Origin of the sequence: Flavivirga algicola (assembly GCF_012910715.1) — a bacterium.
GTDB lineage: Bacteria > Bacteroidota > Bacteroidia > Flavobacteriales > Flavobacteriaceae > Flavivirga > Flavivirga algicola.
Window position 1 is genome coordinate 76,537 of sequence record NZ_JABBHF010000003.1, and the last position, 26,497, is coordinate 103,033.

A 26,497-nucleotide genomic window follows, 5' to 3' on the forward strand; every position below is an offset into this window, starting at 1 on the left:
ATTCGTCAAAAATTACAAGCCTATAAATAGGAAGTGCAAAGATAACCAATAACTTTTAGAAAAGTAAATGCCTCTTTATAAAACCATATGTCCAAATTCGCAAACTACTGTTAAAATTTGGAAGATTGATGAATCTTATAATGATTTGATGCAGTCCACACAGTTAAAACCCGAAAGTTTAGAGCGTGTTTTGGATATGAAAAGTGGCATGCACCAACGTGGTTTTTTAAGTGTTCGTTGTTTATTGGCCGAATTTGGGTATCGAGATTCAGACTTGTTTTATGATGAATATGGAAAGCCACATTTAAAAGATGGGAAGCAAATTTCCATTACACATTCGTTTCATTTTTCGGCAGTCATTATTAGTGATTTCATTGTTGGAATAGATGTTGAAAAGCAACGTGATAAAATTACCATTATAGCCCATAAATTTATTGGTTATGAGAAAGCGTATTTAAATGAAGATGATGAGCATTATATAGAGAAATTAACAGCTATTTGGTGTGTAAAAGAATCACTGTATAAACTATTTGCGACCCCTGGCTTAAGTTTTAAAAAACATTGTTTGGTGATCCCGTTTTCTGATAACGAACATGAAACGGTCGCTTGGATTGATTATAAAACAAAAAAGAATCGTTATTATATTCACTCTTTAACGTTTGAAGGGTTTACCTGTGCTTATGCCATTTCTTAAATGAAGCCTATTTATAAGGACATATTAGGATCAATATCTAGAGGAGAAAAACTACTTGCGGTTTTAATAGATCCAGATAAAATGAATTTTGATAAAGTATCGAATTTTATTGAAAAAGTGAATCGATCTGTAGCAACTCACATTTTTGTTGGAGGAAGCACTGTTGATGAAAATATGACCAGTACTTTGGTTGAAGAAATAAAGAAACACACGAAAGTACCTGTAGTCTTATTTCCTGGAGATATCACTCAAATTACCAGTAAGGCAGATGCTATTTTATTTCTTTCTTTAATTTCGGGAAGAAATCCAGAATATTTAATTGGCAAGCACATAACATCTATTTCTAAATTAAAGGAAACGGATCTTGACATTATTTCAACAGGCTATGTTTTAATTGAGAGTGGAGCCGAAACAGCAGTTGAAAGAGTAACAAGAACAGAACCTTTGTCTAGAACTAATATTCAGTATATTGTCGATACAGCTCAGGCTGGTGAATTACTTGGAATGAAATTAATCTACCTTGAAGCAGGAAGTGGTGCTAAGGTTCCAGTTTCAGAAGAAATTATATCTAGAGTAAATAAAGTATTAAATATTCCGTTAATCGTTGGAGGAGGAATTAAAACTAAAAAACAGTTGGAAAATGCGTACAATTCTGGAGCCGATTTAGTAGTGATTGGCACGGCTTTTGAAAAAGATGAATCATTTTTTGACGAATTAAAAAAGTAAACCATTATGTTGAACCCTTGCACAGAGTAGTGTCGAAGTGTATTTTCAACACCACATAAGATAAAAAGAAATATGGAAATATCAGTAGAGTTGACCATGACACCATTGCAGGATAATTTCGAACCTGCAATTATTCACTTTATTAAGAAGTTAAGAGCTTCAAACCTGAAGGTTATGGAAAACCCGCTAAGCACACAAGTTTACGGCGATTATGATGAGGTTATGAAACTCCTTGCTACCGAAATTAAAGAAGCTTTTGAACTTATGGAAAATGGCCTATTATATATGAAGATTGTAAAATCGGATAGACACGATTATGAGCCCCATTTTTGATTTTTTTTTCGGACAATATTCGGGCTATGAAACGAATGATATCCTATTAGAAATAATAGCCATTATTTTCGGGTTTCTTTCCGTTTGGTACTCAAAAAAAAATAAGGTCTTTGTTTTTCCAACAGGTATGATTAGTACCATAATTTTTGTGTATTTATTGTACAAATGGGAACTTTTGGGCGATATGATGATAAACGGTTATTATTTTATAATGAGCGTTTATGGTTGGTATATTTGGACAAGAAAAATAGATGAAACCCATGTAACCCCAATTTCAATAACAACTATCAAAGAGAAAGCGATTAGTATATTTATATTTCTAGGTACTTTACTATTTGTATTTTTAGTTTACAAAGCGTTTAATAAGTGGACTAGTTGGGTTGCATATATTGATACACTTACAACAGCTATATTTTTTGTAGGTATGTGGTTAATGGCAAGAAGGAAATTAGAGAATTGGATTTTTTGGATTATAGGCGATTTAATATCGGTGCCTCTATATTTTTATAAAGGGTTCACATTTACAAGTTTTCAATATTTAGGGTTTACGGTGATAGCGATATTTGGTTATTTATCATGGAAGAAAAGTATAAACAAGAACCTTCAAGTTGTATAAAGGTTGTGCTATTTGGGCCAGAATCTACTGGTAAAACAACACTGTCAAGACAATTGGCTCGGTATTACAATTCGGTTTGGGTTCCAGAATACGCACGGGAATACCTCCAAAATAAATGGAATAATGAACGTAAAACTTGTGAGCCAGAAGATTTGTTGCCTATAGCAGAAGGGCAAATGAAACTTGAAAATAAATTAGCAAAAAAAACAGATTCTATTTTAATTTGTGATACCGACCTGCTGGAAACAAAGGTGTATTCTGAAGCTTACTACTTGGGAAGCTGTGATCCTATACTTGAAAAATATGCATTGGAGAACACTTACGATCTGTATTTTTTAACTTATATTGACACGCCATGGGAGGCTGATGATTTACGAGATAAACCAGAGGATAGAGAAGAGATGTTTGAAGCTTTTCAAAATGAATTAATAAAGAATAAAAAACCTTATGTGCTTTTGAAAGGCGACAAAAAACAACGCCTAAAAACGGCGGTTAAACACATTGACAAGCTATTAAAAAAATAATTAATGTTTACTGAAAAAGATATTAAACAAATACAAAAAAAAGGCATTACGGTAAATCAAGTCGATGCTCAGGTAGCACGCATAAAAAATGGTATGTCATATTCTAATTTGGTTACAGCAGCAACTATAGGAAAAGGTATTGAGTATTATAGCGATAAAGAAATAAAAGAGTTTATAGAACTGTATGAATCAAAACAAAGCTATTTATCTACGCTTAAATTTGTACCGGCTTCTGGTGCAGCTACAAGGATGTTTAAATTTCTATTTCAGTTTTTGAAAAACTTTAACCCTTTAAATGAGAGTATTGAAGACTATGCCAAAAAAAATAACGATACGTTAATTGAAAAATTTATTTCTAATTTAGAAAAGTTTCCGTTTTATAATCAGGTTTTATTAAAAACTAAAGAAATAAATTTGAGTTTTGATAACCTATCTGAAGAAGAGAAATACTTAGAGTTTGTAAAAACAATGTTGAACGAAAATGGTCTTAATTATGGCTCTTGGCCCAAAGGATTACTGCCTTTTCATAAATATGACGATGTCATAATAACGGCTTTTCAAGAACATTTACTTGAGTCGACATTATATGCATCAACAAATAATAAAGCCAGCCTCCATTTTACGGTTTCAGACAAGCATCACACCTATTTTATTGAAGAGTTAAACCGTATAAAACAAGATTTAGAACAAAAAACGGGTAAAGCGTTTAATGTGTCGTTTTCATACCAAAAAGAAGCAACGGAAACAGTTGCGTTAACAACCGAAGAAGCAGTTTTTAGAAATAAAGATGGAACTATTTTATTTAGACCAGCAGGACATGGCGCTTTATTAGAAAATTTAAATGATTTGAATGCCGATCTTATTTTTATAAAAAATGTTGACAACATTATTGTTGCTAATAAAAATATAGCGGTCTCAGAGTATAAAAAACTACTAGCAGGTATTCTTATAAAAGTTCAGGAACAGATTTTTACATTTTTGAATAAGCTTGATAAAGATGTTGTCTTGGAAAAAGAACTTCTTGAAATAGCACTGTTTTTATCTAATAAAATGCATGTGCCTATTGAGGAAGATTTTGAAGATTTCACTTTAGAAGAGAAGCGTGTATATCTGAAGGAAAAACTAAACCGTCCAGTTCGGGTATGTGGTATGGTTAAAAATGAAGGAGAACCAGGCGGCGGACCATTCTTGGTAAAAGATAAAAATGGAGCAATATCTTTACAAATCGTAGAGTTTGCTCAAATTAATATTGAAGATAAAGGGCAGCAGGACATTGTAAAAAATGCAACACATTTTAATCCTACTGATTTAGTTTGTGGCGTTAAGAACTATAAGGGGGAAAAGTTCAACCTTAAAAATTTTGTAGACCCCGAGGCTGCTTTTATAACCATGAAAACCCAAAATGGGATGGACATAAAAGCATTAGAGCTTCCCGGATTATGGAATGGTAGTATGGCGTATTGGAATTCTATTTTTGTTGAGGTTCCATTAAACACTTTCAATCCTGTAAAAACGGTTAATGATTTACTTAAACCAGCACATCAAGTAATGTCATGATAGAAGAAGAAGCCTTGTTGCAAGAATTGAGCTTTAAAGCCGTTAGAAGTTCTGGTAGTGGCGGGCAACATGTTAATAAGGTGTCTTCAAAGATAGAGTTGACCTTTAACTTAAATACATCACTTATATTTAGCGAAGAAGAAAAAGAACGTCTTCAAAATAAACTAAAGCATAGGTTAACCAAAGACGGTCTATTGATTTTGCAGTGCGATGAAAGCCGAAGTCAACATAAAAATAAAGAACTTGTTATAAAACGTTTTTTGGAATTAATTCGTTTAGGGTTGATAGTTCCAAAAAAGCGTATTCCAACTAAAATTCCAAAAGCGGTTATAAAAAAACGACTAAAGGATAAACGTAATCTTTCTGATAAAAAAGCAAATAGAAAAAAGCCTGATATAGACTAAAAAATATCGATTAACTAATTAAACAATAGTTAATTGTTCTTATCTTTGCGGCGTTCTCAAAAAAGGGGTGCTTTTCCAGTTAATAATTATCAGTTTTAGTTTGTAGTTTATATTCATAGGCTTTTTTTACTCTCAACTTTTAATTTTTAGCTTCCAAAGAGCTGAGATCATACCCATTGAACCTAGAACAGGTAATGCTGTTTAGGGATTTGAATTTTTATTGTCATTGTGACCTGTTTAAAAACAACATGCAGACTTGCAATATTAATTCTGGAAATTAATTAATAACAATAAAGAATAATTACCTCTTTTTATTCGATTATAAAACCATAATCGCAATGAAATCGACTTTAAAAAAGTTATTTCTTTTTTTAGCATTCGTAGTGTTGACAGTTACGGCCAACGCTCAAGAAAATCAAAAACAACAAGATTCTACTAAAACAGAAAAGCTGGATAAAATCCTTCTTTCAGCTACAAGAGCTAAAGATAAAACACCAGTTGCATTTACAAATATTAAGAAAGAGCAATTGGAATCTATAAATTTAGGTCAAGATTTGCCTATTTTATTAGATCAGTTACCTTCTGTGGTTACTACCAGTGACGCAGGGGCAGGAGTTGGGTATACAGGAATTCGCGTGCGAGGTAGCGATGCCACCAGAGTCAATGTTACTATTAATGGCATTCCATATAATGATGCTGAGAGCCAGGGAACATTTTGGGTAAATATGCCTGATTTTGTCTCTTCTGTAGAGGATATACAATTACAACGAGGTGTAGGGACATCAACAAATGGTTCGGGAGCTTTTGGCGCGAGCTTGAACATAAAAACTTTAACCCCATCAAAGCAAGGTTATGCCACAACTACAAATGCAGTTGGGAGTTTTGGTACCAGAAAGCACAATATTAATATTGGTTCAGGTTTAAAAAACAACTTTTATGCGGAAGGAAGACTCTCTAATATTCAAAGTGATGGCTATATAGATAGAGCAAGAGCAGATTTAAATTCGTATTATTTAGAAACTGGCTTTCTAAATGAAAAATCGGCGATTAAAGCAATTGTTTTTGGCGGAAAAGAAATCACTTACCAATCATGGTATGGCACACCAGAAGCTGTTGTAAATAACGATAGAGATGGTATACAAGCATTTATTGACAGAAATTTTCCTTCAGACGAAGAGGCCCAAAACCTATTGAATTCTGGTAGAACATATAATTTTTATACCTACGATAATGAGGTGGATAATTATGAGCAGACACACTATCAGTTGCACATTTCCCATCAGTTTAGCACGCATTTTTCTGCAAATGTTTCAGGAAACTTCACAAGAGGAAAAGGGTTTTTCGAGCAATATAAAAATAACGAAGAGTTAGGAGAATATTTTCCTAATAATGTAAACGCATCGGATGAAGGAGATGTTATTAGGAGACGTTGGTTGGATAATGATTTTTATGCGTTTGTATATGCCCTTAATTATACAAAGGACAACCTGAACTTATATTTTGGTGGTGGTTACAATATGTATAAGGGAGATCATTTTGGTGAGGTTATTTGGGATTCATTTCCTACTTCAATACCTATTAGAAGCAACTACTATTTTAGTTATGGAGATAAGGAAGATTTTAATACTTATGCTAAAGCCGAATATAGTATAAACAGTAATTTGTTTGCCTTATTGGATTTACAATATAGAAAGGTCAATTATGAATCTGTTGGAACAAGCTCAGATTTGTTAAACATTAATGTAAAGGAGTCATACGATTTTTTCAATCCTAAATTCGGATTAACTTATACCATAGATAATTATAATAGTATTTATGGCTCTTATGCTATGGCTAACAGGGAGCCTAACAGGGATGATTTGACTAAAAACCCAGTGCGTCCAAAATCGGAACAATTACATGATTTTGAGCTTGGTTATAAATTGAGAAAGACTAATTTGTATACAACGGTTAATCTATATTATATGGATTATAAGGATCAGTTAATTTTAACAGGAGATTTAGATGATGTAGGCGGTCCTATTAGGCAAAATGTCGCAAAGAGTTATAGGGCAGGAATAGAATTACAGGCGGGTTACAAAGTATCAGGTCGATTTAGGATTGATGCAAATGCTACGTTTAGCCAAAATAAGATAAAAGCTTTTGACTATGTGATTTATGACACTCAATATGATCCGAATACATTTGAGAGTATTTCTTATGCTCCTGTAGTTGAGCAATTTGAAGATACAGATATTTCCTTTTCTCCAGATGTTATTTTTGGAAGCACTTTAACTTATTCTCCTATAAAAAATGGAAGTATTGCATTGCTGTCTAAATATGTCGGTAAGCAATATTTAGATAATACCTCTAGTAATGATAAAAGCATTGATGCTTATTTTGTAAATAATTTAAATGTATCTTATAAAATCCAGCCAAAGTGGATTAAAGAAATAGGGTTTAATTTGTTGGTAAATAATCTGTTTAATTCAGAGTATGTCTCTAATGGGTATACATATAGCTATTTTTATAGACCAGTAGGCTCGTCTGATGCGCCAATAACTGAGAATTTTTATTATCCACAAGCGACTACTAACTTTTTGTTAGGGATGACGCTAAAATTCTAAAAAAACACATTAATTAAGAGCCTTAATAATATTTTATTGAGGCTCTTAATTAAAAATCAAGAGATTATTTCCGTTTTTTTCTACTCTATAGTTTTTTAAACTACAGGGCAAATTGTTACTTCCCAATGATTGCCCGGTAACCAAGCTATATTTGTTTTTGTCCTCACAACCACAAGTGCCTTCTAAACCCGTAGGTGTAAGTGCAGAACAGGCGTTAGGTGCGTGATTTGGGTCACTGGCATCCCATGCTAAAAAATCGGCACCAGTACTGGCAACAATAATTCCTGCATTTCCCGCATTTGGGATGTAAACAGAGTTCCCTGCAAAAGGTAGTTGGCTATATTGAGGCAAGCTAAGATTGATATTAACGTTTACTCCTAAGTCTAATAAAAATTTACAATTTTCATTGTTAGGAGAATTTTTGCTACAAGATGATAAAATAATGAGTGCAATGAGGCAGGAAACAGATTTCATAGTAATTTTAAAATTAAAAATGCAATTTACAACAAAAAGCAAATTGAGTTAAATATTTTGTATATTTGTTATACAATCTCGTGTAAGCGAGATTTTTTTTTATGCTGGACTCCATGTTCAGCATCTTTTATTAAGTAAAACGATGAAGTTATGAGTAAAGTATCGTACTATACACCAGAAGGGTTAAAAAAATTAAGAGATGAACTACAGCAATTAAAAGATGTAGAGCGCGTCAAGGCTTCTAAAGCTATTGCTGAAGCTAGAGATAAGGGAGATTTAAGCGAAAATGCAGAATATGATGCTGCTAAAGAAGCACAGGGCATGTTGGAAATGCGTATTTCCAAATTAGAAGATGCTCTGGCTGGAGCGCGCGTTATTGATGAATCGCAATTAGATAATTCTAAGATATTGGTGTTGTCTAAAGTTAAAATAAAAAACCAAACCAATGGTATGGAAATGACCTATACGTTGGTTGCCGATGGAGAAGCTGATCTGGCTTCAGGTAAAATTTCGGTAAATTCTCCCATAGGTAAGGGGTTGCTTGGAAAATCTGTAGGTGACGTTGCAGAAATTCAAGTGCCTAATGGGGTTATGAAATTCGATATCATAGAAATTTCCAGATAAATTATTATTCCTGTAGATCTTATCGAGCTAAATATAGTCCGAGCATTAAAGTGAGATAAGAACTCTTATAAAAAACACTTTCAAATAATATGGCTTCAATTTTCACAAAAATAGTTAATGGTGAAATTCCTTGTTATAAAGTTGCAGAAACTGATGACTTTTTAGCGTTTTTAGATATAAATCCAAATAGTAAAGGACATACACTTTGTATTCCTAAGCAAGAAGTTGATAAGATATTTGATTTAGATGAAGCCACTTATAATGGTTTGATGAGTTTTGCAAGGCGTGTAGCTTTAGCATTAGAAAAAACAATACCTTGTGAGCGAGTAGGGATGTCTGTTATAGGCTTGGAGGTGCCACACGCACATGTGCATTTAATTCCGTTACACACTATGGAGGATGCTCGTTTTATTCAAAAAGTAAAACTTTCTACAGAAGAATTCCAGAATTTGGCTGAAGCGATAAAAGCCCAATTATAAATTAGGATATATTGCTAAAAGTATTATAACTAAAACTATAATGGAAGCTAAAATAATAGCGAACCATGATGCTTTCTTTAAATAAGTCAATGGTTTTTTGGGAACAAAAGCTCTTTTCTGATATTCAAAAACCTGTTCAATATCATCAGTCCATTTTACCGGGTAAATAATGGTATGGCATACCTTACACGCAATTTCATGACTAATTTGAGACGTAATTGATTTGTAAAACCTGGTGTCAATTATTTTTTGCTTAAAAGTTAAGCGTAAACCTTCATTACTGTAACACTCAGGACAGTTGTTTTTTAATACAACTTCTTTTATGGTAACTAGTTTTTCAGACATAATTAGTGGCACGTTTTAGGCTAATTTGTATTGTAGTTCCTTTTTCTTTTTGAGATTGTAAAACCTTTATCTTGCCATCGTGAAAATCTTCGATAATGCGTCTGGTAAGTGATAAACCTAATCCCCAGCCACGCTTTTTTGTCGTATACCCTGGAGTGAAAATTTTATTGAAATCTTTTTTGGAGATTCCTTTTCCTGTATCTGTGATACTGACTTTTACATTATTTTCTAATTGAGAAATCTCAACGATAAGTTTGCCTCTGCCTTTCATGGCATCGATAGCATTTTTTACCAGGTTCTCAATGCACCAACTATATAATTGCTTATTAAGGTTAACAGGAATATTGCCCTCTGGGGTTATAATTTCAAAATCTATAAGGTTGGAAGATCGGGCTTTTAAATAATCATAAGAATCTACGGTTTCTTTAATAATATCCGTGGCTTCAAGCGTTGGCAAAGATCCAATCTTACTAAAGCGCTCTGTAATAGTTTTTAACCGATCTACATCTTTTTCAATTTCGGCTATATAATCAGGGTTTACATTATCACTTTTTAAAATTTCTGTCCAACCTATCAAGGATGATAAGGGTGTGCCTATTTGGTGTGCTGTTTCTTTAGCCATACCAGACCATAGTTTGTTTTGAGTAGCATTCTTGTTACTACTATAAAAAAAGAAAATAACGGCACCAAATAAAACAACAATAAGTAACAGTGCTAATGGATAATACTTTAATTTGTTTAATAAGGGAGAGTTTCCATAATAGATAGTACTAGCAATGCTATCTCCTATTATTATTGGTATGGGGTTGTTCTCTTTTTCAAATTTTAGTATGAGTTTTTTAACATATATGGAGTCTGTAATCCTGGTGTCGTCTATGTTGTTATGAGTTCCTAAACTCCCATCCTCATTAATAACAAGCATGGGAGTTGTTTTGTTGCTATTTAGAACTTGTAGCGTAAGTTCACCTAGGTTAGAATTGATATCTGAATTAATCAATTCGTTTTGGGCTAAGGACCAATTTTCCATTTTGGTACGTTCTTCATCTTTAAAATGCTGAAAAAACTCATAGGTTTTCCACAAAATGAGCGAAACAATAAAGAAAGATGCTATTATAATAATCCAACGAAAGGCATTACCATGTTTTGTAAAAATCATTGATTAATTAAATTAAACTTGTAATATAATGCAAATCTGTTAATATTATTGTTTAAGATGTTAGTAAATTGGTTTTTAGTTGAACAACATAATAGTTACATTTGTTAAAATTAAAGAGCAATGACATCGTTTGAGCCAAAAAGCTTATCTACCAGCAAATTGCATGGTTATTTGTTAAGTGCAGTTGCGCCAAGACCAATTGCTTTTGCCAGTACAATGGATGCAGATGGTAATCCTAATTTGTCACCATTTAGTTTTTTTAATGTATTTAGTGCAAATCCGCCTATCATGATATTTTCACCTGCAAGACGTGTTAAGGATAATACAATAAAACACACATTGCAAAATGTTGAAGCAATAAAAGAAGTGGTTATCAACGTGGTGAATTATGATATGGTCCATCAAATGTCGTTAAGTAGTTCGGAATATCCTGAGGGGGTGAATGAGTTTGATAAATCGGGATTAACCATGTTGGAATCTGATATTGTTAAACCATTTCGTGTAGCTGAAGCACCCATACAGCTTGAATGCAAGGTAAACGATATTGTTAAATTGGGAACAGAAGGCGGTGCTGGAAATTTAATTGTTTGTGAAGTTGTTAAGCTTCATATAGATGATGATGTTTTAGATGAAGGAGGAACTATAAATCAACAAAAATTAGATTTGGTTGCTAGAGCAGGAGGTAGTTATTACACACGTGCTAAAAAAGGCTTTTTTGAAATACCCAAGCCATTGTCAACATTAGGAATAGGTGTTGATAATTTTCCAGAGCATGTTAAGAATAGTATGGTCTTAACTGGAAATGATCTAGGGATGTTGGCCAATATAGAAGCATTACCAACAGAAGAAAGTGTGAAGCTTTTTGTTGAAGATTTGGGAGCGAGGTATTCAAATATTAAAACAGCCACACATAGGCAAAAACACAAACTGGCACGTAATTACCTAAGTTTTGGTGATGTTGAAAGTGCCTGGAAAATATTGTTAAGTTAAATAATAGAAATAAATAATAATTAATGGAAGTTCAAGGTAGAATAAAAGTTATAGGAGAAACTCAAACTTTTGGGAATAATGGGTTTAGAAAAAGAGAAATAGTAGTAACAACAGAAGAACAATACCCACAACACATTATGGTGGAATTTGTTCAGGACAAAACAGATTTGTTAAACAGTTATCAAGTAGGACAGCAAGTTAAAATTAGTATTAATTTAAGAGGTAGAGAGTGGGTAAACCCACAGGGAGAGACTAAATATTTTAACTCTATTCAAGGTTGGAGAATAGAAGCATTACAAGCAGATGCTTCTGGTGAAAATTTACCACCTGTACCACCAGCTGATGCTTTCGAACCTGCTGGAGATTTAAAAGAAGACGATCATGATGATCTTCCTTTTTAAATAAAGATTTTTCATTTTCTGGCGGACGCTGGACATAGTCGAAGTGAAAGTAAGAGTCTTATAAAAACAACCTCAATGTTTATATTAACGTTGAGGTTGTTTATTTTTGAGCTTAAGAAGGGTTCTTTATATAAATTTTTCAATGCAATACTTAACAGACAATATGTGGTTCCCAGATGTAAGTAAAGCTACCGAAGACGGTTTGTTGGCTGTTGGAGGTGATTTATCAATAGAGCGATTATTGCTTGCTTATAGAAAGGGTGTTTTTCCATGGTTTGAAGTTGAAGAACCTATTTTATGGTGGTCTCCAGACCCCCGTTTTGTACTATTTCCAGAGAAATTAAAAGTATCTAAAAGTATGAGGCAGGTATTGCGTAATAAAAACTATATAATTACCGTTAATAAAGCTTTTAGAGATGTTATTGCCGAATGTTCCGAAATAAAACGCCCAGGGCAAACAAGTACCTGGATTACTAATAATATGATAGATGCTTATACAGAGCTTCATGAATTAGGCTATGCAAAATCTATTGAGGTCTGGAAAGATGATACTCTGGTTGGCGGACTTTATGGTGTCGATTTAGGCAATGGTGTCTTTTGTGGTGAAAGTATGTTCGCTAAAGCGAGTAACGCTAGTAAAGTTGGCCTCATAACATTTATTAAAAATACCAATTATAAACTCATAGATTGTCAGATATACACAAATCATTTAGAAAGTTTGGGCGCTGAGGAGATTCCCAGGGATGTTTTTTTAAGGTATCTATAGTGTTATAGAAACTGATACGGTTCAAAATTGTAACCTAAATCAAATTATTATAGTCCTACTTGAAAAAGTAATAACATGAGATCAAAACAGGCATTTAAAATTGAGGCATTGGTTTTTACAATGGCTTTAATATTCATTTCTTGTCAGCATAATAACGAATTGAACAAAAATCAAAAAGAATTTAAAAAGAAGCACCCACTCTTTTCTTCTCAATTCGAAAACCAAATAAAAAACATATATAAAGAAAAAGCACTTTTTGGAGATTTTATGTTTGCTGTAGTTGATGAAAATGGATTGGCATATTCTTTTACATTGAACAGAGATATTCTTGAGGGAAATAAAACCTCATTGACTAATAATTCTCCAATTTATATCGCATCTCATACAAAATCATTCACAGGGACTTTACTTAAAATTTTAGAAGAAAAAGGTGAACTTGATTTAAACCATTCTTTAGCTCATTATCTTCCAGAATTAAATTACAGTGACAGTGTAGATACTAAAACTATAAATCTTAAGTCTTTATTAAATCATACGCATGGAACAATGAGTTTGCCTCTTATCTGGAAAACTGCATTTATAGGTTATAGTGGTGAGGATGCGGAATTAGTTAATGATTTAAATACTGATTTTCGATATGACCCATCTCATAAGTTTAGATATTCTAATGTTGGTCCAATAATAGCAGGTCTGGTGGTTGATGAGGTGACTGGAAATACTTGGAAAGATGAAATGAAAAGGTACATCTTCGAGCCTTTAAAAATGAACAACACGAGTACTTATGTTACGGATTTTGATTTTAATGAAATACGTCCATCCGTAACAGCAACAAAAGAAATAGGCATCATTGAAACTGGATTTTACAAGAAAGATATAACGATGCATGCTTCTGGAGGCATTATATCAACTTTAAATGACCTTTCAAAATGGTTAAATGTCAATATGAAACAAGATGAGATATTGTTGTCTAAGAATTCTTGGGCTGATTTGCATACTTCAACTACTGAGCAAGATCGAGAATATTTCACTTATAAAAGGATTGGTTATAGCTTAGGTTGGGATATTGCTAAATATCAAAATAACACCATTCTAACTAGGTTTGGTGGATTGGCGGGAATCAGCTTTCATATCTCATTTCTACCTAATAAGAATATTGGAATCATTGCTTTTTCAACAGATAGTCGTGCAAACATTTTGCCTCATTTAATGGCTAATTATGCATATAATCAACTAAACTCATTGCCAGCTGACAGCATTTTTAAAGAGGAAAAGAAAAAGTTTAGCGAAGTTTTCGAGAAAAAAAATAAAAAATTAGACTTTAATGCATCTGATATTTTAGAAAACGATCCTAGTCATAGTATATTAGGTGTCTATCAAAATAAATTGGGCTGGCCTAAAATTTCAATTACCAAGAAAGACAATTATTATATATTTAATTGGGGTGTGTTAAACGGAAAAATATATAAGACTGAAAAAGGTAAATTATTAACTCGTTTAGGTGTTTTAAATAGAACGTTTGAAATAAAGAATGATTCGCTTTTAACAGGTTCATTGATTTATATAAAAGTCAAAGAATAAACTACAAGTAAAATCACAATAATAACGTATTATTTTTAAGAAAACCTCGCTATTTTTTTTACTCAAACCAAAATAAATACCCCTTCCTGTAATAATTTAATCATTTCTGCAACGTATGTGGAAAATGATGAATTATGCAAACAATAATTAGAATAATCATAGCTTCGGTCCTATTCTTTACTTTTAAGTTAAATGGACAAAACAATTATAATTTTAATACAAAACTTACAGAATACCTAAGCGTACAAAACGAGAGAATAAATTTTAATGGTGTAGTGCTTGTTGCTAACAGTAAGGAAATTCTATATCAAAGGGCAATTGGCTTTTCGTCATTAGAAAATAAAACACCATTAACAGTAGGTTCTAAGTTTAAAATTGCTTCCATATCAAAGTCATTTACAGGTATGTTAGTTGCTTTGGCAGTAAAAGAAGGCAAGCTTAAATTGGAAGATAAAATTAAACAGTATTTTAATGAATGTACTTTAAGGGAAAAGTGGGATGAGATTACGATACAGCACTTAATATCTCATACTTCTGGGATTCCACACTGGAAAGGCTATAAAGATTATTGGACAATCAAATCAAGATTACCATTAAATACAAAACAAGTTTTGACTGACATTTTTAAAATGGACTTAGTCTTTATACCTGGGAAAAAAGTCAATTATTCGAGCCCAGCTTATTTTTTGTTAGCAGTTATACTACAAAAAGTATATGGAGATACTTATGATGGTATTTTAAATAAAAAGATTTTTAAGCCTTTAAAATTGGATAATACGGGAGCGTATAATGATTTAAGTATTATTCCAAAAATGACTTCTGGTTATCATTTATTACCAAATGATAGTTTAATTGTAGCTCCATATAGAAGCTCATCGGCATTGAAAGGTTCGGGTAGTTTATATGCTAGTGCAAAAGATTTATTAAAATGGAATAGAAGTTTGATGAATGATTCTATATGGAATTCCGAATTGAAACAAAGTCTATTTAATCCAATAACAGATCATTTAATGCCTCATAATAATAAAGCACAATATGGAATGGGATGGTACATTCATAATAAAAAGAATGATAGGCTTAAATCTTATCAGGCTTCGGGAGGAACCTTTGGCTATTCAAGTATTTCTGTGGTTTATCCAGAAAGAAAGCTAACACTTATCGTTTTGAGTAATATTTCTTTTTTGCCCATGCACAGTATTTGGAGCGACATGGAAAAGATAATTTTAGAGAAACCGTTCAAACTCCCCACAATAATTAATTCAAGTTTAATATCGATAAAGAGTTTAGAGAAATTTATAGGAACGTACAGGGCATCAAATAATATGCAACTTAAGATTTTGGAACACCAAGGTAAATTATTTGCTAAATTAGGGAGCAAACCTCCTTTTCGAATTTATACAGAGAGCCATTCTGTGTTTTTTGGAAAAAAGGTAGGGGTTAGATTTACCTTTAATGTGTTATCTGATAACAAGACAGTCACTGGGCTAAAGACAGAAGGTAAGGGGAAAGAGTTTAAGTTTAAAAAACTATAGGGGTTTTATGCAAAATGAAGATTTTCTGAAGCTTATTTGCAAGCATCAAGCTTTGGTGTATAAAGTTTGTAATATCTATCGTGATACTAAAGAGGATAAAGAAGACTTATTTCAAGAAATAATCTATCAGTTATTCAGAGCCTATCCTAAATTTGAAGGGCGTTCTAAAGTAACAACATGGATGTATAGGATTGCATTAAATACGGCCATGGCAAGTTTTAGGAAATCAAAAGTCGTTATGTCTAAAGAAAAAGACATTCCAGAGCTACCTCTCCAAGAAAAAGAAGAAAATATAAATAAAGAACGTTTGTTTTTAGCAATAAGGCAATTAAATGATGCTGACAAAGCGTTGGTCTCATTGTATTTGGAAGGACTGGACAATTCCGAAATTGCAAATGTTATCGGTATTACCAAAAACAATGTTGGTGTGCGTTTAAATAGAATTAAAAACAAAATAAAAACATTAATAAAATAAAATTATGGAATTGGATGATTTAAAATCGGAATATCAAAATATGAATAATGATAACTCAAAATCTATTGAGAGTATAAATAAAATGAAATATTCAAGTAAGCACCCTGTTTTAAATGGGATAAAAAAGCAACTTGTTTTAGAGAGTGTCATATGGATTCTCATATTAATTGTATTCTATGATTTTTTTGATGGACACCTTAAAGCTTTTTATTGGAACGTACTTTTAGTAATATCAATTTTACTAGTGTTAATACATAATATGCTGGGTTTTATGGTCGTAAAGAAACCGATTAATGACCATAATATAAAGAATTCACTAAAGAAGTATTTAAATAAAATAAAGCGTTTTTCTAGAGTTTCTATTATTTCTAGAGTCCTTGCCTTTGTGATTTTTATGGGGTTTTTAACATCTAATATAATTTGGGACAGTCATAAAATATGGACCAGTACAGTCTTTTTTAGTATTGCAGTAGTGGTACAAGTTTATTTTTTGAATAGAGTTTGGAGACAACGTGTTAAAAAAATTGAAGATCAAGTTCACACTTTGTAGAAAAATATTAGGATTAAAGGATTCAGCGTGATAAATAATCCAAAGAGACTATGATATGGAAATTAAACCTGCTCATATCTAAAACAATTCACCTCATGGTCATTTACCATACCAGTAGCTTGCATATGCGCATAAATAACTGTGGTGCCCACAAATTTAAACCCTCGCTTTTTTAAATCTTTACTAATAGTATCGCTTAAAGGCGTGTTGGCAGGTATTTCTTTTAGCGTTTTAAAGGCATTTTTAATGGGTTTGCCATCTACAAAACCCCATATATATTTGCTGAAACTTCCAAATTCTTCCTGAACTTTTATAAAAGCTTGTGCATTGGTAACAGTCGCATTCACCTTTAATTTATTTCTAATAATACCAGTATCTTGTAAAAGGGCATCAATCTTATCCTGATTGTAATTAGCAATCTTTTTGTAATCAAAACGATCAAATGCTTTTCTGAAATTTTCGCGTTTTCGCAAAACGGTAATCCAGCTTAAACCAGCTTGAAATGTTTCTAAAATTAAAAATTCAAAAAGTGTGTCGTCATCATAAACAGGCTTGCCCCATTCTTCGTCATGATAGGCTTCATATAATTCGTCTCCAACACACCAATGGCATCTATGTTTTGTTTCCATAAAGAATCTCGTAAGGTTTAAGGTAAAAGTATGACAAATATCATCTAAATTAAAAATTCAAGATACTAATTTTGTATCGTTCATTAAAAGAATATTATGGATACCATTATAAAAAACAGTTTAAATAAAAGTATATCGTATCAAGAATATAGGGATTTAGTAAGGCAATTAGCTATAAAAGGGGACACTACTGGAAATGAAAAAACAGAAGCCTTGGTTAATTATACTAAACTCAATGACCGACGTATGAAACGTTGGGACAAGACTATAAAATTGACTGACGAAGCTTTAAACAAAATTAAATCTTTTGACGAACCTATTACCTGGCTGGTGCTTACCGAGAGTTGGTGTGGTGACGCAGCACATATTTTGCCAGTATTAAATAAAGTTTCTGAATTAAATAGCAATATTAATTTTAAGGTGGTACTTCGTGACGAAAACCCTGAGTTAATGGATGCCTTTTTAACGAATGGAGGTAAAGCCATTCCCAAAGTCATCATGCTAGATAATAACACAGACGATGTTTTAAATACATATGGTCCTAGGCCTAGCGAAGCTACTAATTATGTTAACAGGTTTAAGGCCATGCACGGGAAATTAACTCCAGAGTTTAAAGAAGATTTGCAACATTGGTATAATACAAATAAAGGACAAAATATTATAAACGATCTAACAGATATGCTTTGTGAATTAAAACCTAATGTTTGCCTATAAAGTAAAATGTAATAGATCCTAATTGACTTTTCTTGGTAGACGCACTGAACTGTGAATCTTTAGCATATTCTAAAGCATGCTCGATAAGGCATTCATTATTTGAAGTTGAAGACGTATTTACATAAGCATCTGTAACACTGCCGCTTTCATTAACAGTAATATTTATAACTATTTTGCCGTCAACTTCACATAGATAAACAGGAATTGGGATATAAACTTTTGCTCTGTCAACCAATGAATAGCTAATGGTACTTTTTGAATTAGAACCCTCTCCTTGTTGTTTTTTAAGTAAGTCATTTACTTTACTAAATGATGATAATTCATCCTTATTTACTTTAGAGTCGGTAGAAGCATCATAGGTTTTATTAAAAGCCTCGGTGTTTTCTGAGGTATTACTAGATTTTGGGACATAATCCTCAGGAGGAGCAATAGGCTTAAAAGCCTCAGCGAAATGCTTACTTTTGCTTGTTTCATTAAAAGCTTTATTTGTTTCGGCCTTACTCGCGTTTAGTTTCTCTAAAGCTTCTAGAATTTTAATTTCCTCTTCGGTTAATTCTTCTTCAGGTTCTATTTCATAATAGCTTTCTGAGGCAAATTTGTCTTGTTTTTTCAAGCTTAAATTAAACACAGACAAGATTACTGTCCCCGAAATCAGGACAGTAATTAATAGGGCTTTATGTTGATCTGATAAACGCAAATTATGTTTATTAGAGAGAATTATTTGCTTTATATACGGGTAATATACGTTAAAAAGTTTAAAATAGCATAAATTCTAAGAAAATTGAAACACTTGATAAGCCTTCTAAAGTTTTATATCCAAACCGTTTTCTTGTAAAATCTATCCCTATTAAAAATGAGTTTCTATAGTCATCATCAAAAATTTGAACACCTAAACCAACCTTGTATAAATTACCCTTTTCAAAGTCTCTACTTAAACCTAAAAGCGTTCCATAGCCAGCTCTCAGAAAGATATTATCATCATCTGCTATAACATTATGTTGTAGTGTTAAATAAGCGGGCAAGAAATGAAGTCCTTGTTGTGAGTGGTAATCATATTCTAAATTAAGTCCTAGCGAGGTACGTTTATCAAATTGATAGCCAACGGTATTATTTAAAAAAAACGCACTTGGGTTTAAAAGTGTCTCATCGTCATCATTATTAATAGTATAGTTCTCATTAATTGTTAATGTGGGAGCCAATGATACTTTATAAAAAAAACCATGTGTTTTTTCTTCGCGCATTTGTGAATGGCATACATGAAAGAAAGAAAACAGCAGAGAAAATAAAAGATAGAAGTGCTTCATAAATACTTAGATTTAATAAAGCAATTTTTATCAATAACTATTCCATGTGAAGATTTTTGATGAAATTTTCGATAGTCACTGAATTATCAACATCAAAATCTCCTATTTTAGTACGTCTTAGTGCAGATAGGTGTGCTCCAGAATTTAATGCTTTACCAAAATCGTTTGCAAGAGAGCGAATGTAAGTCCCCTTACTACAAACCACTCTAAACCCAATGTTTATCGAACCTGTGTTGAGCGCCGCTGAAGTATCAATTTTTGTGATTTCAAATTCGGAAATATGTACAGTTCGTGGTTTTATTTCAACAGTTTCGCCAGCTCTTGCAAATTCGTACAATCGTTTTCCATCTTTTTTCAATGCTGAAAAAACAGGGGGGTATTGTTGGATATCTCCAATAAACTGCTTTGTAGCCTGATTAATTGATGCTTCGGTAATATGGCTGACAGGGAATGTTTCGTTAATTTCAGTTTCTAAATCGTAAGAAGGTGTTGTGCTTCCCAATACAATAGTCCCTGTATACGCTTTTATTTGTCCTTGAAATGTATCTATTTGTTTGGTCATTTTACCAGTACAAATAACGAGTAATCCTGTAGCTAAAGGGTCTAACGTGCCAGCATGACCTACCTTTATTTTTTTTATATTGAAAGCTTGACGAATTTCCCAACGAAGTTTATTAACCACTTGAAAAGAAGTCCAATTTAAAGGCTTGTCTATTAACAAGACTTGTCCAGAAAGATAGTCTTCTTTCAATGCCATTTTAAGAATTTAATGATGAAAATACGATAGCAATAATGCCTACGATAATACAATAGATAGCAAAATAAGTTAGTTTGCTTTTTTTAACTAAAGCGATCATCCAAGTACAGGCAAATAATCCAGATACAAAAGCAGCAATAAATCCGATAGACAAACTGGTAAAATTTTCACTGGTATAAGTTAACTCTCCACTTAAAATGTCTTTGGCTATTTTTCCGAAAATTAACGGAACAACCATCAAAAATGAAAAACGTGCCGCTTTGGTTTTATCATTACCTAGCAAAACAGAAGTTGAAATAGTCGCGCCAGAACGCGAAATACCTGGTAACATAGCAATAGCTTGAGCAATACCAATAACAATAGCATTGCTAAAAGAAACATTTTTATTGGTGTTTTTAGCTTTGTCTGCTAGATAAAGTAAAAGAGCAGTAACAATAAGCATAAAACCAACAAGTTTTATATTATTACCAAATAACTCGGCAAATTCAGATTCAAAGGTATACCCTATAACAGCAGCAGGGATCATAGAAAGTGCAATTTTAGAAATGAATTGTAAATCTTCATTCCACTTAAATTTCAAGATGCCTTTAATAATATCTAAAATGTCTTTCCTAAAAATAACAATCGTACTCAAAGCCGTGGCAAAGTGTAATACCACAGTAAACAATAAGCTTTCTTCGGGGATTGAGTTATCTCCAAGTATCGCTTTCCCAAGCTCCAAATGACCGCTTGATGAGACAGGTAAAAATTCGGTAAGGCCTTGAATAATACCTAAAATGATTGCATCGATTATATCCATGGCGCAAAAATATTAAAATAGATATACCGAAACTTAGAAAGTTTTGATTTTATTTATCGGGATTCAATAAAATAGCATAAATTTCAATACCAAACCCTATTAAAATTATGGCAGGAGCTAGTCTGATACGTCTCCAGTGGAAAATTTCGGGATTAAAAATATTAGGATCATCACTACCACCACCAGACATTAAAATAAAGCCTAAAGCGATGCAAGCTAAACCAATAAACATAAACTTGTAGTTTTTCTTTCCAAAAACAAAGATGCCTTTAGCGTCTTCTTTTCGTTTTTTTTCTCCCATAACTAGTTAAATTCGGTGTAAATAATATCTCCATCTACGGCCAATTGCGAAATATGCTCAGAAGTTGCTAAACCTCCAAGGATTTTTGCTAAGTGCAAAGTAACAGTTTTATTTAAAACTTTTGCGTTAAGAGAATCTAAATTTAATCCGCGTTCCAGTCCTCTGTTAATATAATAATAATCTCCATGGGCATCTGCAAAAACAATATCGTATGATGTGCCTTCGGAGATACTAACAATAGTTTTCGTTTCAATGATATTAGACGACTCGGCTGTAGGGTCATCAATTACGAATGCGGAAAGCACTGCATAGCCTATGCCAACTATTAATAGTAAAGAACTTAAAATGATCATTATTTTTTTCATCTGCTTAATTTGTTAATACAGTTGATCGGTATTTAAATTCAAGAAACGTTGTGTTGCAAAATGCGTACTTATCCATGTAATAACAATACCTAAGGCAAAAACAAAAACAAATAGGAAAGTCATTAAAACAGGATTGCTCAATAGCTCTAATTCTGAAAATGTTTTGTTAAGATAATACAAAACAATAGCCATGCCTATAAGTGCGAGAACAGCTCCAATCATTCCCAACCGTACACTTTTCCAAACGAAAGGACGTCTAATAAATTGTTTTGTGGCTCCCACCATTTGCATGGTTTTAATAGTGAAACGTTTAGAATAAACAGCTAATCGTATCGAGCTATTAATAAGCAAAACGGCAATTAAGGTGAAAATAGCACTTATAATGAGTACCCAGAAACTAATCTTTTTTACATTATCGTTCATTAAATTAACCAAGTCGTTATCGTAGTTAACCTCATCGACAAAGTTTTTGTTTAATGCTTCGGCAGAAATTTTTTCTAAATGTTCAGAAGTTACAAAATCGGCTTTCAAGTGGACATCGATGGAGTTTTGCAACGGGTTATACCCAACAAAATCCATAAAATCTTCACCATTTTCAGCTTTCATGAATTCAGCAGCCTGCTCTTTCGAAACATATTCGGTAGATTTTACATAATCTGCCATCGCCAAACTTTTTTCAAGTTGTTTTGTTTCTACCTCTTTAGCAGAATCTTTTAAATAAATGGTTACAACCACCTGTTCTTTGAAATGATCAGATACTTTTTTAGCATTTAGTATGAGCATACCTAACAAACCCAACAAAAAAAGCACCAAAGCAATACTTAATACTACTGAAAAGTAAGACGAGATAAGTCTGCGTTTTTGATGTTTTTCAAATGATGCGCTCATAAATTAGATGGATTGATAGCGTAAAAATAATAAAGTATATGAAAAGAAACTTCAAAAGATTTAAGTCTTTTGATTTCAAATCAAATGTCTCTCGTTTGAAAAAGCACATTTTTTGAATAGAAATCTAAGATAAATCGGAAATAAAGTAAACTTTAAGCTTTTATAATTAGAACGTTTAAACTTTCAACATTGTTATAATAAGTTTAAATTTGCGCCTTGATTGAGTAGGCAAAAAAGTAGTCATCAATTGGCAGTAATACGAAAATAAGAATCAGATGAAATACCATTTCAACGAAATAGAAGCAAAATGGCAGAAATATTGGGCAGAGAATCAAACGTTCAAAGCTGTTAATAATAGTGAAAAACCAAAATATTATGTTTTGGATATGTTCCCTTACCCAAGTGGGGCGGGCTTGCATGTTGGACATCCATTAGGGTATATCGCTTCCGATATTTATGCACGATATAAGCGCCATCAAGGGTTTAATGTATTACATCCACAAGGGTATGATAGTTTTGGTTTGCCAGCAGAGCAATATGCTATTCAAACGGGACAGCATCCAGCAATAACAACTGAAGAGAATATAAAAACATACCGTCGACAGTTAGACCAGATAGGCTTTTCATTCGATTGGTCTCGTGAGGTTAGAACATCAGACCCAAGTTATTATAAATGGACCCAGTGGATTTTTATTCAATTATTCGAATCTTGGTATAATAATACGACTCATAAAGCAGAAGATATTTCGGAATTAATTATCATTTTCGAAGCAGAAGGAAATGTAAACGTCAATGCTGCTTGCGATGAAGATGTTAAGATATTTTCTGCGAAGGAGTGGCAAGGGTTTTCATCTGAAGAACAACAAAAAATATTATTACAATACAGATTAACTTATTTAGCAGAAACAGAGGTTAACTGGTGTCCTGCTTTGGGAACTGTTTTAGCGAACGATGAAATTGTAAATGGGGTTTCAGAACGTGGCGGGCATCCTGTGATTCGTAAAAAAATGACCCAATGGAGTATGCGTATTTCTGCCTATGCAGAACGTTTGCTTCAAGGACTTGAAACGATTGATTGGACAGATTCTTTAAAAGAAAGTCAGCGTAACTGGATTGGAAAATCTGTTGGGGCCCAAGTGGAATTCAAAATTCAAAATTCTGAATTCGGAATTTCCGTGTTCACAACAAGACCTGATACCATTTTTGGAGTTTCATTTATGACTTTGGCACCAGAACATGAACTGGTATCAGAAATAACGACACCAGACCAAAAAGAAGCTGTTGATGCCTATATACTAGCCACAGCAAAACGCAGTGAGCGTGATCGAATGGCCGATGTAAAAAACATTTCGGGCGTATTTACAGGTGCCTATGCAGAGCATCCGTTTACAAAAGAGCCAATTCCTGTTTGGATTGGTGACTACGTATTAGCGGGTTATGGTACCGGCGCTGTTATGGCTGTGCCATGTGGAGACCAACGTGATTACGATTTTGCCAAACATTTTAATATTCCGATTCCGAATATTTTTGAAGGCGTCGATATTTCTGAAGAAGCTTTCGCCGATAAAGAAAAAACTATCATTGCCAATAGTGATTTCATTAATGGTATGAATTATAAAAAGGCAACGAAGCGTGTTATCTTTGAGTTGGAGCAGTTAGGGCAAGGGCAGGGTAAAACCAATTACAGGTTGCGAGATGCGGTGTTTAGCAGACAACGCTATTGGGGGGAACCATTCCCAGTGTATTATGTTAATGGGATGCCGCAAATGATTGCTAAAGAACATTTGCCAATTAAATTACCAGAAGTTGAAAAATATTTACCGACCGAAACTGGCGAACCACCACTAGGAAACGCCACTGTTTGGGCTTGGGACACAAAACAATGTGCAGTAGTTAGTAATCAGTTAATCGATAATGAAACGGTATTTCCGTTAGAGTTGAACACCATGCCAGGCTGGGCAGGAAGTTCATTTTATTTTAACAGATATATGGATCCTGATAATGATAACGAAATGGCTTCTAAGGAAGCATTGGATTACTGGCAGGATGTCGATTTATATATAGGTGGAAGTGAGCATGCCACTGGGCATTTATTATACTCGCGTTTTTGGCAGAAATTCTTGTATGACAAAGGCACCGTACCAGTTGATGAGTATGCTAAAAAACTGATTAACCAAGGAATGATTTTAGGGACGAGTGCTATTGTATATCGCATTTCAGGAACTAATAAATATGTTTCAAAAGGATTAAAAGATGGTCATAATGTTGAAGAAATAAGAGTTGATGTTAATATGGTTAATGCTTCAGATGAAATTAATATTGAAGCATTAAAAAATTGGCAGCCACAATTCAATGATGCTGAATTTATTTTGGAAGAAGGTAACTATATAGTTGGTAGAGAAGTTGAAAAAATGTCTAAGCGTTGGTTTAATGTTGTCAACCCAGACAACATCTGTGAGCAATATGGTGCTGATAGCTTACGCTTATACGAAATGTTTCTGGGTCCATTAGAACAATATAAACCATGGAATACAGCAGGTATTACAGGTGTACATTCATTTCTTAAAAAGCTATGGAAACTGTATGTTGATGATAACGGACTAAAAGCTAATAATGAAGAACCCACAAAAGACAACTTAAAAACGCTTCATAAAACAATAAAGAAAGTACAAGAGGATATAGAGAACTTCTCGTTTAATACATCGGTATCTACTTTTATGATCGCTGTTAATGAGTTAACAGCTCAAAAATGTACAAGCAAAGTCATTCTTGAACCTTTACTGGTTTTAATTTCTCCTTATGCGCCTCATATTGCAGAAGAGCTGTGGAGCCAATTAGGGCATAACGAATCCATTTCAATAGCAGAGTTTCCAAAATTTGACGAAAGTCATTTGGTAGAAAGCAGTAAAAACTATCCAATTTCATTTAATGGAAAAATGCGTTTTACAATGGAATTACCATTGGATATGAGTAAAGACGATATTGAAAAGACAGTTTTAGAAAATGAAAAAACGAAAGAACAATTACAAGGACGTGAACCCAAAAAAGTAATTGTAGTTCCAGGAAAAATAGTCAATATTGTAGGGTAATGTGGTTTTTGGAGACTAAGATGTTTAGAACATATTATTATGAATGAAACAGGAATTATCTCAAAAATAAGTCATCAAGATTTTGATACAACCTATCAAAAATTGAAAGATGTTATCGAAAACAATCCAAATTTAAAAATTATAGTAGAGTTAAATCACCAAACAAATGCTTCGTCTGTAGGTTTAGAACTAAACCCAACACGAATCATTATGTTTGGAAATCCTAATTTGGGAACACCTTTGATGCAAAACACCCAAATTATAGGATTGGATTTACCCCAAAAAATATTAGTTTATCAAGATGATGAAGGTGTTGTTAGTGTATCATACAATGATCCTTTATATTTAAAAGATAGACATGGTATTACCAATCAAGAAGAAATCATAAATAAAATTGCAGGTGCGTTAGACAAAATTACAAATGCTGCAATAGGTTAGCATGCAAGATAATTTTATAGAAATCATAGGTTTTATAGCTGCCGTTTTAACAACGGGAGCTTTCTTGCCGCAAGTATATAAAACATGGAAGACCAAGGATGTTTCCAGCTTGTCCTTACCGATGCTTCTTTTATTCTTTATTGGAATAGTTTCGTGGCTGGTTTATGGGTTTCTAAAAAATAGCCCTTCCATGATTTTTGCCAATAGTATTACCGTAGTATCTTCATTTTTATTGGTTTATTTCAAAATTAAATACCAAAAGAAATAATTAACTTGATAATTTCTAGGGGTCATTTTTGACCTAAATTTCCTATTTCATAAAATAATATTTCCATTTTTTTGAAATTAATAAAAATGGCGTGTCTTGATCTGTAAGGGGCTGT

32 protein-coding genes are annotated in these 26,497 nt (G+C 32.9%); 21 read left to right on the forward strand and 11 right to left on the reverse strand.

The annotated features are described in order from the left end of the window. Positions 1-67: 67 nt before the first annotated feature. The 8 genes from HHX25_RS05660 to HHX25_RS05695 all read left to right on the forward strand — a co-directional run bounded on the left by HHX25_RS05660 (position 68) and on the right by HHX25_RS05695 (position 7,460). Positions 68-694 (forward strand): 4'-phosphopantetheinyl transferase family protein, encoded by a 627-nt coding sequence (locus HHX25_RS05660; protein ID WP_169671087.1) that lies wholly within the window; start codon positions 68-70, stop codon positions 692-694. Then, positions 695-1,420, forward strand: coding sequence for a geranylgeranylglyceryl/heptaprenylglyceryl phosphate synthase (locus tag HHX25_RS05665; protein WP_169671089.1), 726 nt, complete (start codon positions 695-697; stop codon positions 1,418-1,420). 72 nt (positions 1,421-1,492) lie between these two features. After that, positions 1,493-1,753 carry a thiamine-binding protein gene (locus HHX25_RS05670; protein WP_169671091.1) on the forward strand — a complete coding sequence of 87 codons (261 nt, stop codon included), beginning with the start codon at positions 1,493-1,495 and terminating at the stop codon, positions 1,751-1,753. Beyond that, positions 1,737-2,369, forward strand: a complete 633-nt coding sequence (gene pnuC / locus HHX25_RS05675; protein WP_169671093.1) for a nicotinamide riboside transporter PnuC — start codon at positions 1,737-1,739, stop codon at positions 2,367-2,369. The genes HHX25_RS05670 and pnuC overlap by 17 nt, the downstream gene beginning before the upstream one ends. Continuing rightward, complete coding sequence (locus HHX25_RS05680; protein ID WP_169671095.1) at positions 2,330-2,893, forward strand: AAA family ATPase; 564 nt, start codon at positions 2,330-2,332, stop codon at positions 2,891-2,893. Before pnuC ends, HHX25_RS05680 begins: the two co-directional genes overlap by 40 nt. Before the next feature lie 3 nt (positions 2,894-2,896). Next, the gene (locus HHX25_RS05685; protein ID WP_169671097.1) at positions 2,897-4,450 is read left to right on the forward strand and encodes a DUF4301 family protein; all 1,554 of its coding nucleotides are present in this window, start codon (positions 2,897-2,899) and stop codon (positions 4,448-4,450) included. Next, complete coding sequence (gene arfB / locus HHX25_RS05690) at positions 4,447-4,854, forward strand: alternative ribosome rescue aminoacyl-tRNA hydrolase ArfB (RefSeq protein WP_169671099.1); 408 nt, start codon at positions 4,447-4,449, stop codon at positions 4,852-4,854. The genes HHX25_RS05685 and arfB overlap by 4 nt, the downstream gene beginning before the upstream one ends. A gap of 338 nt (positions 4,855-5,192) precedes the next feature. Beyond that, on the forward strand, positions 5,193-7,460 hold the full coding sequence (locus HHX25_RS05695) for a TonB-dependent receptor (protein ID WP_169671102.1): 2,268 nt from the start codon (positions 5,193-5,195) through the stop codon (positions 7,458-7,460). A 45-nt stretch (positions 7,461-7,505) separates the two neighbouring features. On the opposite strand, the gene HHX25_RS05700 is transcribed toward HHX25_RS05695, so the two are convergent. Beyond that, on the reverse strand, positions 7,506-7,934 hold the full coding sequence (locus tag HHX25_RS05700) for a hypothetical protein (RefSeq protein ID WP_169671104.1): 429 nt from the start codon (positions 7,932-7,934) through the stop codon (positions 7,506-7,508). Positions 7,935-8,084: 150 nt separating this feature from the next. Between HHX25_RS05700 and greA the strand changes: the two genes are divergently transcribed. Then, complete coding sequence (gene greA / locus HHX25_RS05705) at positions 8,085-8,558, forward strand: transcription elongation factor GreA (RefSeq protein ID WP_169671106.1); 474 nt, start codon at positions 8,085-8,087, stop codon at positions 8,556-8,558. 89 nt (positions 8,559-8,647) lie between these two features. Further along, positions 8,648-9,037: an HIT family protein gene (locus tag HHX25_RS05710; RefSeq protein WP_169671108.1), complete on the forward strand. Its 390-nt coding sequence runs from the start codon at positions 8,648-8,650 to the stop codon at positions 9,035-9,037. Here the strand turns inward: HHX25_RS05710 and HHX25_RS05715 are convergent. Together HHX25_RS05715 and HHX25_RS05720 are read right to left on the reverse strand one after the other, a co-directional pair. After that, positions 9,032-9,382 carry a hypothetical protein gene (locus tag HHX25_RS05715; protein ID WP_169671110.1) on the reverse strand — a complete coding sequence of 117 codons (351 nt, stop codon included), beginning with the start codon at positions 9,380-9,382 and terminating at the stop codon, positions 9,032-9,034. The genes HHX25_RS05710 and HHX25_RS05715 overlap by 6 nt on opposite strands. Further along, positions 9,375-10,538 (reverse strand): sensor histidine kinase, encoded by a 1,164-nt coding sequence (locus HHX25_RS05720; protein WP_169671112.1) that lies wholly within the window; start codon positions 10,536-10,538, stop codon positions 9,375-9,377. The genes HHX25_RS05715 and HHX25_RS05720 overlap by 8 nt, the downstream gene beginning before the upstream one ends. A gap of 120 nt (positions 10,539-10,658) precedes the next feature. Here HHX25_RS05720 and HHX25_RS05725 point away from each other — a divergent pair, with 120 nt between their 5' ends. The 7 genes from HHX25_RS05725 to HHX25_RS05755 all read left to right on the forward strand — a co-directional run bounded on the left by HHX25_RS05725 (position 10,659) and on the right by HHX25_RS05755 (position 16,830). Next, complete coding sequence (locus HHX25_RS05725; protein ID WP_169671114.1) at positions 10,659-11,528, forward strand: flavin reductase family protein; 870 nt, start codon at positions 10,659-10,661, stop codon at positions 11,526-11,528. 23 nt (positions 11,529-11,551) lie between these two features. Continuing rightward, complete coding sequence (locus HHX25_RS05730) at positions 11,552-11,929, forward strand: DUF3127 domain-containing protein (RefSeq protein ID WP_169671116.1); 378 nt, start codon at positions 11,552-11,554, stop codon at positions 11,927-11,929. Positions 11,930-12,071: 142 nt separating this feature from the next. After that, a complete protein-coding gene (aat, locus tag HHX25_RS05735) occupies positions 12,072-12,695 on the forward strand; it encodes a leucyl/phenylalanyl-tRNA--protein transferase (RefSeq protein ID WP_169671118.1) in 624 nt (207 codons plus the stop codon). A 75-nt stretch (positions 12,696-12,770) separates the two neighbouring features. Then, positions 12,771-14,273, forward strand: coding sequence for a serine hydrolase domain-containing protein (locus HHX25_RS05740; protein ID WP_240964275.1), 1,503 nt, complete (start codon positions 12,771-12,773; stop codon positions 14,271-14,273). Between the two features lie 134 nt (positions 14,274-14,407). Then, positions 14,408-15,805 carry a serine hydrolase gene (locus HHX25_RS05745; RefSeq protein WP_169671120.1) on the forward strand — a complete coding sequence of 466 codons (1,398 nt, stop codon included), beginning with the start codon at positions 14,408-14,410 and terminating at the stop codon, positions 15,803-15,805. Between the two features lie 7 nt (positions 15,806-15,812). Next, positions 15,813-16,280, forward strand: coding sequence for a sigma-70 family RNA polymerase sigma factor (locus tag HHX25_RS05750; protein ID WP_169671122.1), 468 nt, complete (start codon positions 15,813-15,815; stop codon positions 16,278-16,280). Positions 16,281-16,284: 4 nt separating this feature from the next. Then, positions 16,285-16,830: a hypothetical protein gene (locus HHX25_RS05755; RefSeq protein WP_169671124.1), complete on the forward strand. Its 546-nt coding sequence runs from the start codon at positions 16,285-16,287 to the stop codon at positions 16,828-16,830. Positions 16,831-16,892: 62 nt separating this feature from the next. Here HHX25_RS05755 and HHX25_RS05760 read toward each other — a convergent pair whose 3' ends face one another. Further along, a complete protein-coding gene (locus tag HHX25_RS05760; protein ID WP_169671126.1) occupies positions 16,893-17,459 on the reverse strand; it encodes a DNA-3-methyladenine glycosylase I in 567 nt (188 codons plus the stop codon). A gap of 96 nt (positions 17,460-17,555) precedes the next feature. Between HHX25_RS05760 and HHX25_RS05765 the strand changes: the two genes are divergently transcribed. Then, complete coding sequence (locus HHX25_RS05765; protein ID WP_169671128.1) at positions 17,556-18,173, forward strand: thioredoxin family protein; 618 nt, start codon at positions 17,556-17,558, stop codon at positions 18,171-18,173. On the opposite strand, the gene HHX25_RS05770 is transcribed toward HHX25_RS05765, so the two are convergent. The 7 genes from HHX25_RS05770 to HHX25_RS05800 all read right to left on the reverse strand — a co-directional run bounded on the left by HHX25_RS05770 (position 18,157) and on the right by HHX25_RS05800 (position 22,587). Next, positions 18,157-18,786 (reverse strand): hypothetical protein, encoded by a 630-nt coding sequence (locus HHX25_RS05770; RefSeq protein ID WP_169671130.1) that lies wholly within the window; start codon positions 18,784-18,786, stop codon positions 18,157-18,159. The genes HHX25_RS05765 and HHX25_RS05770 overlap by 17 nt on opposite strands. Positions 18,787-18,928: 142 nt before the next feature. Further along, positions 18,929-19,477 (reverse strand): hypothetical protein, encoded by a 549-nt coding sequence (locus HHX25_RS05775; protein WP_169671132.1) that lies wholly within the window; start codon positions 19,475-19,477, stop codon positions 18,929-18,931. A gap of 37 nt (positions 19,478-19,514) precedes the next feature. Continuing rightward, positions 19,515-20,234, reverse strand: a complete 720-nt coding sequence (truB, locus tag HHX25_RS05780; protein ID WP_169671134.1) for a tRNA pseudouridine(55) synthase TruB — start codon at positions 20,232-20,234, stop codon at positions 19,515-19,517. Position 20,235: 1 nt separating this feature from the next. Beyond that, positions 20,236-21,033: an undecaprenyl-diphosphate phosphatase gene (locus tag HHX25_RS05785; protein WP_169671136.1), complete on the reverse strand. Its 798-nt coding sequence runs from the start codon at positions 21,031-21,033 to the stop codon at positions 20,236-20,238. Positions 21,034-21,082: 49 nt separating this feature from the next. Further along, entirely contained in the window at positions 21,083-21,334 is a 252-nt protein-coding gene (locus HHX25_RS05790) for a DUF3098 domain-containing protein (RefSeq protein WP_169671138.1), read from the reverse strand. A 2-nt stretch (positions 21,335-21,336) separates the two neighbouring features. Then, positions 21,337-21,699: a hypothetical protein gene (locus HHX25_RS05795; protein ID WP_169671140.1), complete on the reverse strand. Its 363-nt coding sequence runs from the start codon at positions 21,697-21,699 to the stop codon at positions 21,337-21,339. Between the two features lie 12 nt (positions 21,700-21,711). Then, a complete protein-coding gene (locus HHX25_RS05800) occupies positions 21,712-22,587 on the reverse strand; it encodes a cell division protein FtsX (RefSeq protein WP_169671142.1) in 876 nt (291 codons plus the stop codon). 275 nt (positions 22,588-22,862) lie between these two features. Here HHX25_RS05800 and leuS point away from each other — a divergent pair, with 275 nt between their 5' ends. From leuS to HHX25_RS05815, 3 genes are read left to right on the forward strand one after another with little or no spacing between them, the layout of a single operon-like run. Next, on the forward strand, positions 22,863-25,676 hold the full coding sequence (leuS, locus tag HHX25_RS05805) for a leucine--tRNA ligase (RefSeq protein ID WP_169671144.1): 2,814 nt from the start codon (positions 22,863-22,865) through the stop codon (positions 25,674-25,676). A gap of 39 nt (positions 25,677-25,715) precedes the next feature. Then, the gene (locus tag HHX25_RS05810; protein ID WP_169671146.1) at positions 25,716-26,114 is read left to right on the forward strand and encodes a DUF302 domain-containing protein; all 399 of its coding nucleotides are present in this window, start codon (positions 25,716-25,718) and stop codon (positions 26,112-26,114) included. A 1-nt stretch (position 26,115) separates the two neighbouring features. Then, positions 26,116-26,382, forward strand: coding sequence for a SemiSWEET family sugar transporter (locus HHX25_RS05815; RefSeq protein ID WP_169671148.1), 267 nt, complete (start codon positions 26,116-26,118; stop codon positions 26,380-26,382). The last annotated feature ends 115 nt before the right edge of the window (positions 26,383-26,497 follow it).

What these genes read in the sequence shown, in the direction of transcription:
- HHX25_RS05660 (WP_169671087.1), top strand. Translation starts at nt 68, where the DNA reads ATGCCTCTTTATAAAACCATATGTCCAAATTCGCAAACTACTGTTAAA.
- HHX25_RS05665 (WP_169671089.1), top strand. Translation starts at nt 695, where the DNA reads ATGAAGCCTATTTATAAGGACATATTAGGATCAATATCTAGAGGAGAA.
- HHX25_RS05670 (WP_169671091.1), top strand. Translation starts at nt 1,493, where the DNA reads ATGGAAATATCAGTAGAGTTGACCATGACACCATTGCAGGATAATTTC.
- pnuC (WP_169671093.1), top strand. Translation starts at nt 1,737, where the DNA reads ATGAGCCCCATTTTTGATTTTTTTTTCGGACAATATTCGGGCTATGAA.
- HHX25_RS05680 (WP_169671095.1), top strand. Translation starts at nt 2,330, where the DNA reads ATGGAAGAAAAGTATAAACAAGAACCTTCAAGTTGTATAAAGGTTGTG.
- HHX25_RS05685 (WP_169671097.1), top strand. Translation starts at nt 2,897, where the DNA reads ATGTTTACTGAAAAAGATATTAAACAAATACAAAAAAAAGGCATTACG.
- arfB (WP_169671099.1), top strand. Translation starts at nt 4,447, where the DNA reads ATGATAGAAGAAGAAGCCTTGTTGCAAGAATTGAGCTTTAAAGCCGTT.
- HHX25_RS05695 (WP_169671102.1), top strand. Translation starts at nt 5,193, where the DNA reads ATGAAATCGACTTTAAAAAAGTTATTTCTTTTTTTAGCATTCGTAGTG.
- HHX25_RS05700 (WP_169671104.1), bottom strand. Translation starts at nt 7,934, where the DNA reads ATGAAATCTGTTTCCTGCCTCATTGCACTCATTATTTTATCATCTTGT.
- greA (WP_169671106.1), top strand. Translation starts at nt 8,085, where the DNA reads ATGAGTAAAGTATCGTACTATACACCAGAAGGGTTAAAAAAATTAAGA.
- HHX25_RS05710 (WP_169671108.1), top strand. Translation starts at nt 8,648, where the DNA reads ATGGCTTCAATTTTCACAAAAATAGTTAATGGTGAAATTCCTTGTTAT.
- HHX25_RS05715 (WP_169671110.1), bottom strand. Translation starts at nt 9,382, where the DNA reads ATGTCTGAAAAACTAGTTACCATAAAAGAAGTTGTATTAAAAAACAAC.
- HHX25_RS05720 (WP_169671112.1), bottom strand. Translation starts at nt 10,538, where the DNA reads ATGATTTTTACAAAACATGGTAATGCCTTTCGTTGGATTATTATAATA.
- HHX25_RS05725 (WP_169671114.1), top strand. Translation starts at nt 10,659, where the DNA reads ATGACATCGTTTGAGCCAAAAAGCTTATCTACCAGCAAATTGCATGGT.
- HHX25_RS05730 (WP_169671116.1), top strand. Translation starts at nt 11,552, where the DNA reads ATGGAAGTTCAAGGTAGAATAAAAGTTATAGGAGAAACTCAAACTTTT.
- aat (WP_169671118.1), top strand. Translation starts at nt 12,072, where the DNA reads ATGCAATACTTAACAGACAATATGTGGTTCCCAGATGTAAGTAAAGCT.
- HHX25_RS05740 (WP_240964275.1), top strand. Translation starts at nt 12,771, where the DNA reads ATGAGATCAAAACAGGCATTTAAAATTGAGGCATTGGTTTTTACAATG.
- HHX25_RS05745 (WP_169671120.1), top strand. Translation starts at nt 14,408, where the DNA reads ATGCAAACAATAATTAGAATAATCATAGCTTCGGTCCTATTCTTTACT.
- HHX25_RS05750 (WP_169671122.1), top strand. Translation starts at nt 15,813, where the DNA reads ATGCAAAATGAAGATTTTCTGAAGCTTATTTGCAAGCATCAAGCTTTG.
- HHX25_RS05755 (WP_169671124.1), top strand. Translation starts at nt 16,285, where the DNA reads ATGGAATTGGATGATTTAAAATCGGAATATCAAAATATGAATAATGAT.
- HHX25_RS05760 (WP_169671126.1), bottom strand. Translation starts at nt 17,459, where the DNA reads ATGGAAACAAAACATAGATGCCATTGGTGTGTTGGAGACGAATTATAT.
- HHX25_RS05765 (WP_169671128.1), top strand. Translation starts at nt 17,556, where the DNA reads ATGGATACCATTATAAAAAACAGTTTAAATAAAAGTATATCGTATCAA.
- HHX25_RS05775 (WP_169671132.1), bottom strand. Translation starts at nt 19,477, where the DNA reads ATGAAGCACTTCTATCTTTTATTTTCTCTGCTGTTTTCTTTCTTTCAT.
- truB (WP_169671134.1), bottom strand. Translation starts at nt 20,234, where the DNA reads ATGGCATTGAAAGAAGACTATCTTTCTGGACAAGTCTTGTTAATAGAC.
- HHX25_RS05785 (WP_169671136.1), bottom strand. Translation starts at nt 21,033, where the DNA reads ATGGATATAATCGATGCAATCATTTTAGGTATTATTCAAGGCCTTACC.
- HHX25_RS05790 (WP_169671138.1), bottom strand. Translation starts at nt 21,334, where the DNA reads ATGGGAGAAAAAAAACGAAAAGAAGACGCTAAAGGCATCTTTGTTTTT.
- HHX25_RS05795 (WP_169671140.1), bottom strand. Translation starts at nt 21,699, where the DNA reads ATGAAAAAAATAATGATCATTTTAAGTTCTTTACTATTAATAGTTGGC.
- HHX25_RS05800 (WP_169671142.1), bottom strand. Translation starts at nt 22,587, where the DNA reads ATGAGCGCATCATTTGAAAAACATCAAAAACGCAGACTTATCTCGTCT.
- leuS (WP_169671144.1), top strand. Translation starts at nt 22,863, where the DNA reads ATGAAATACCATTTCAACGAAATAGAAGCAAAATGGCAGAAATATTGG.
- HHX25_RS05810 (WP_169671146.1), top strand. Translation starts at nt 25,716, where the DNA reads ATGAATGAAACAGGAATTATCTCAAAAATAAGTCATCAAGATTTTGAT.
- HHX25_RS05815 (WP_169671148.1), top strand. Translation starts at nt 26,116, where the DNA reads ATGCAAGATAATTTTATAGAAATCATAGGTTTTATAGCTGCCGTTTTA.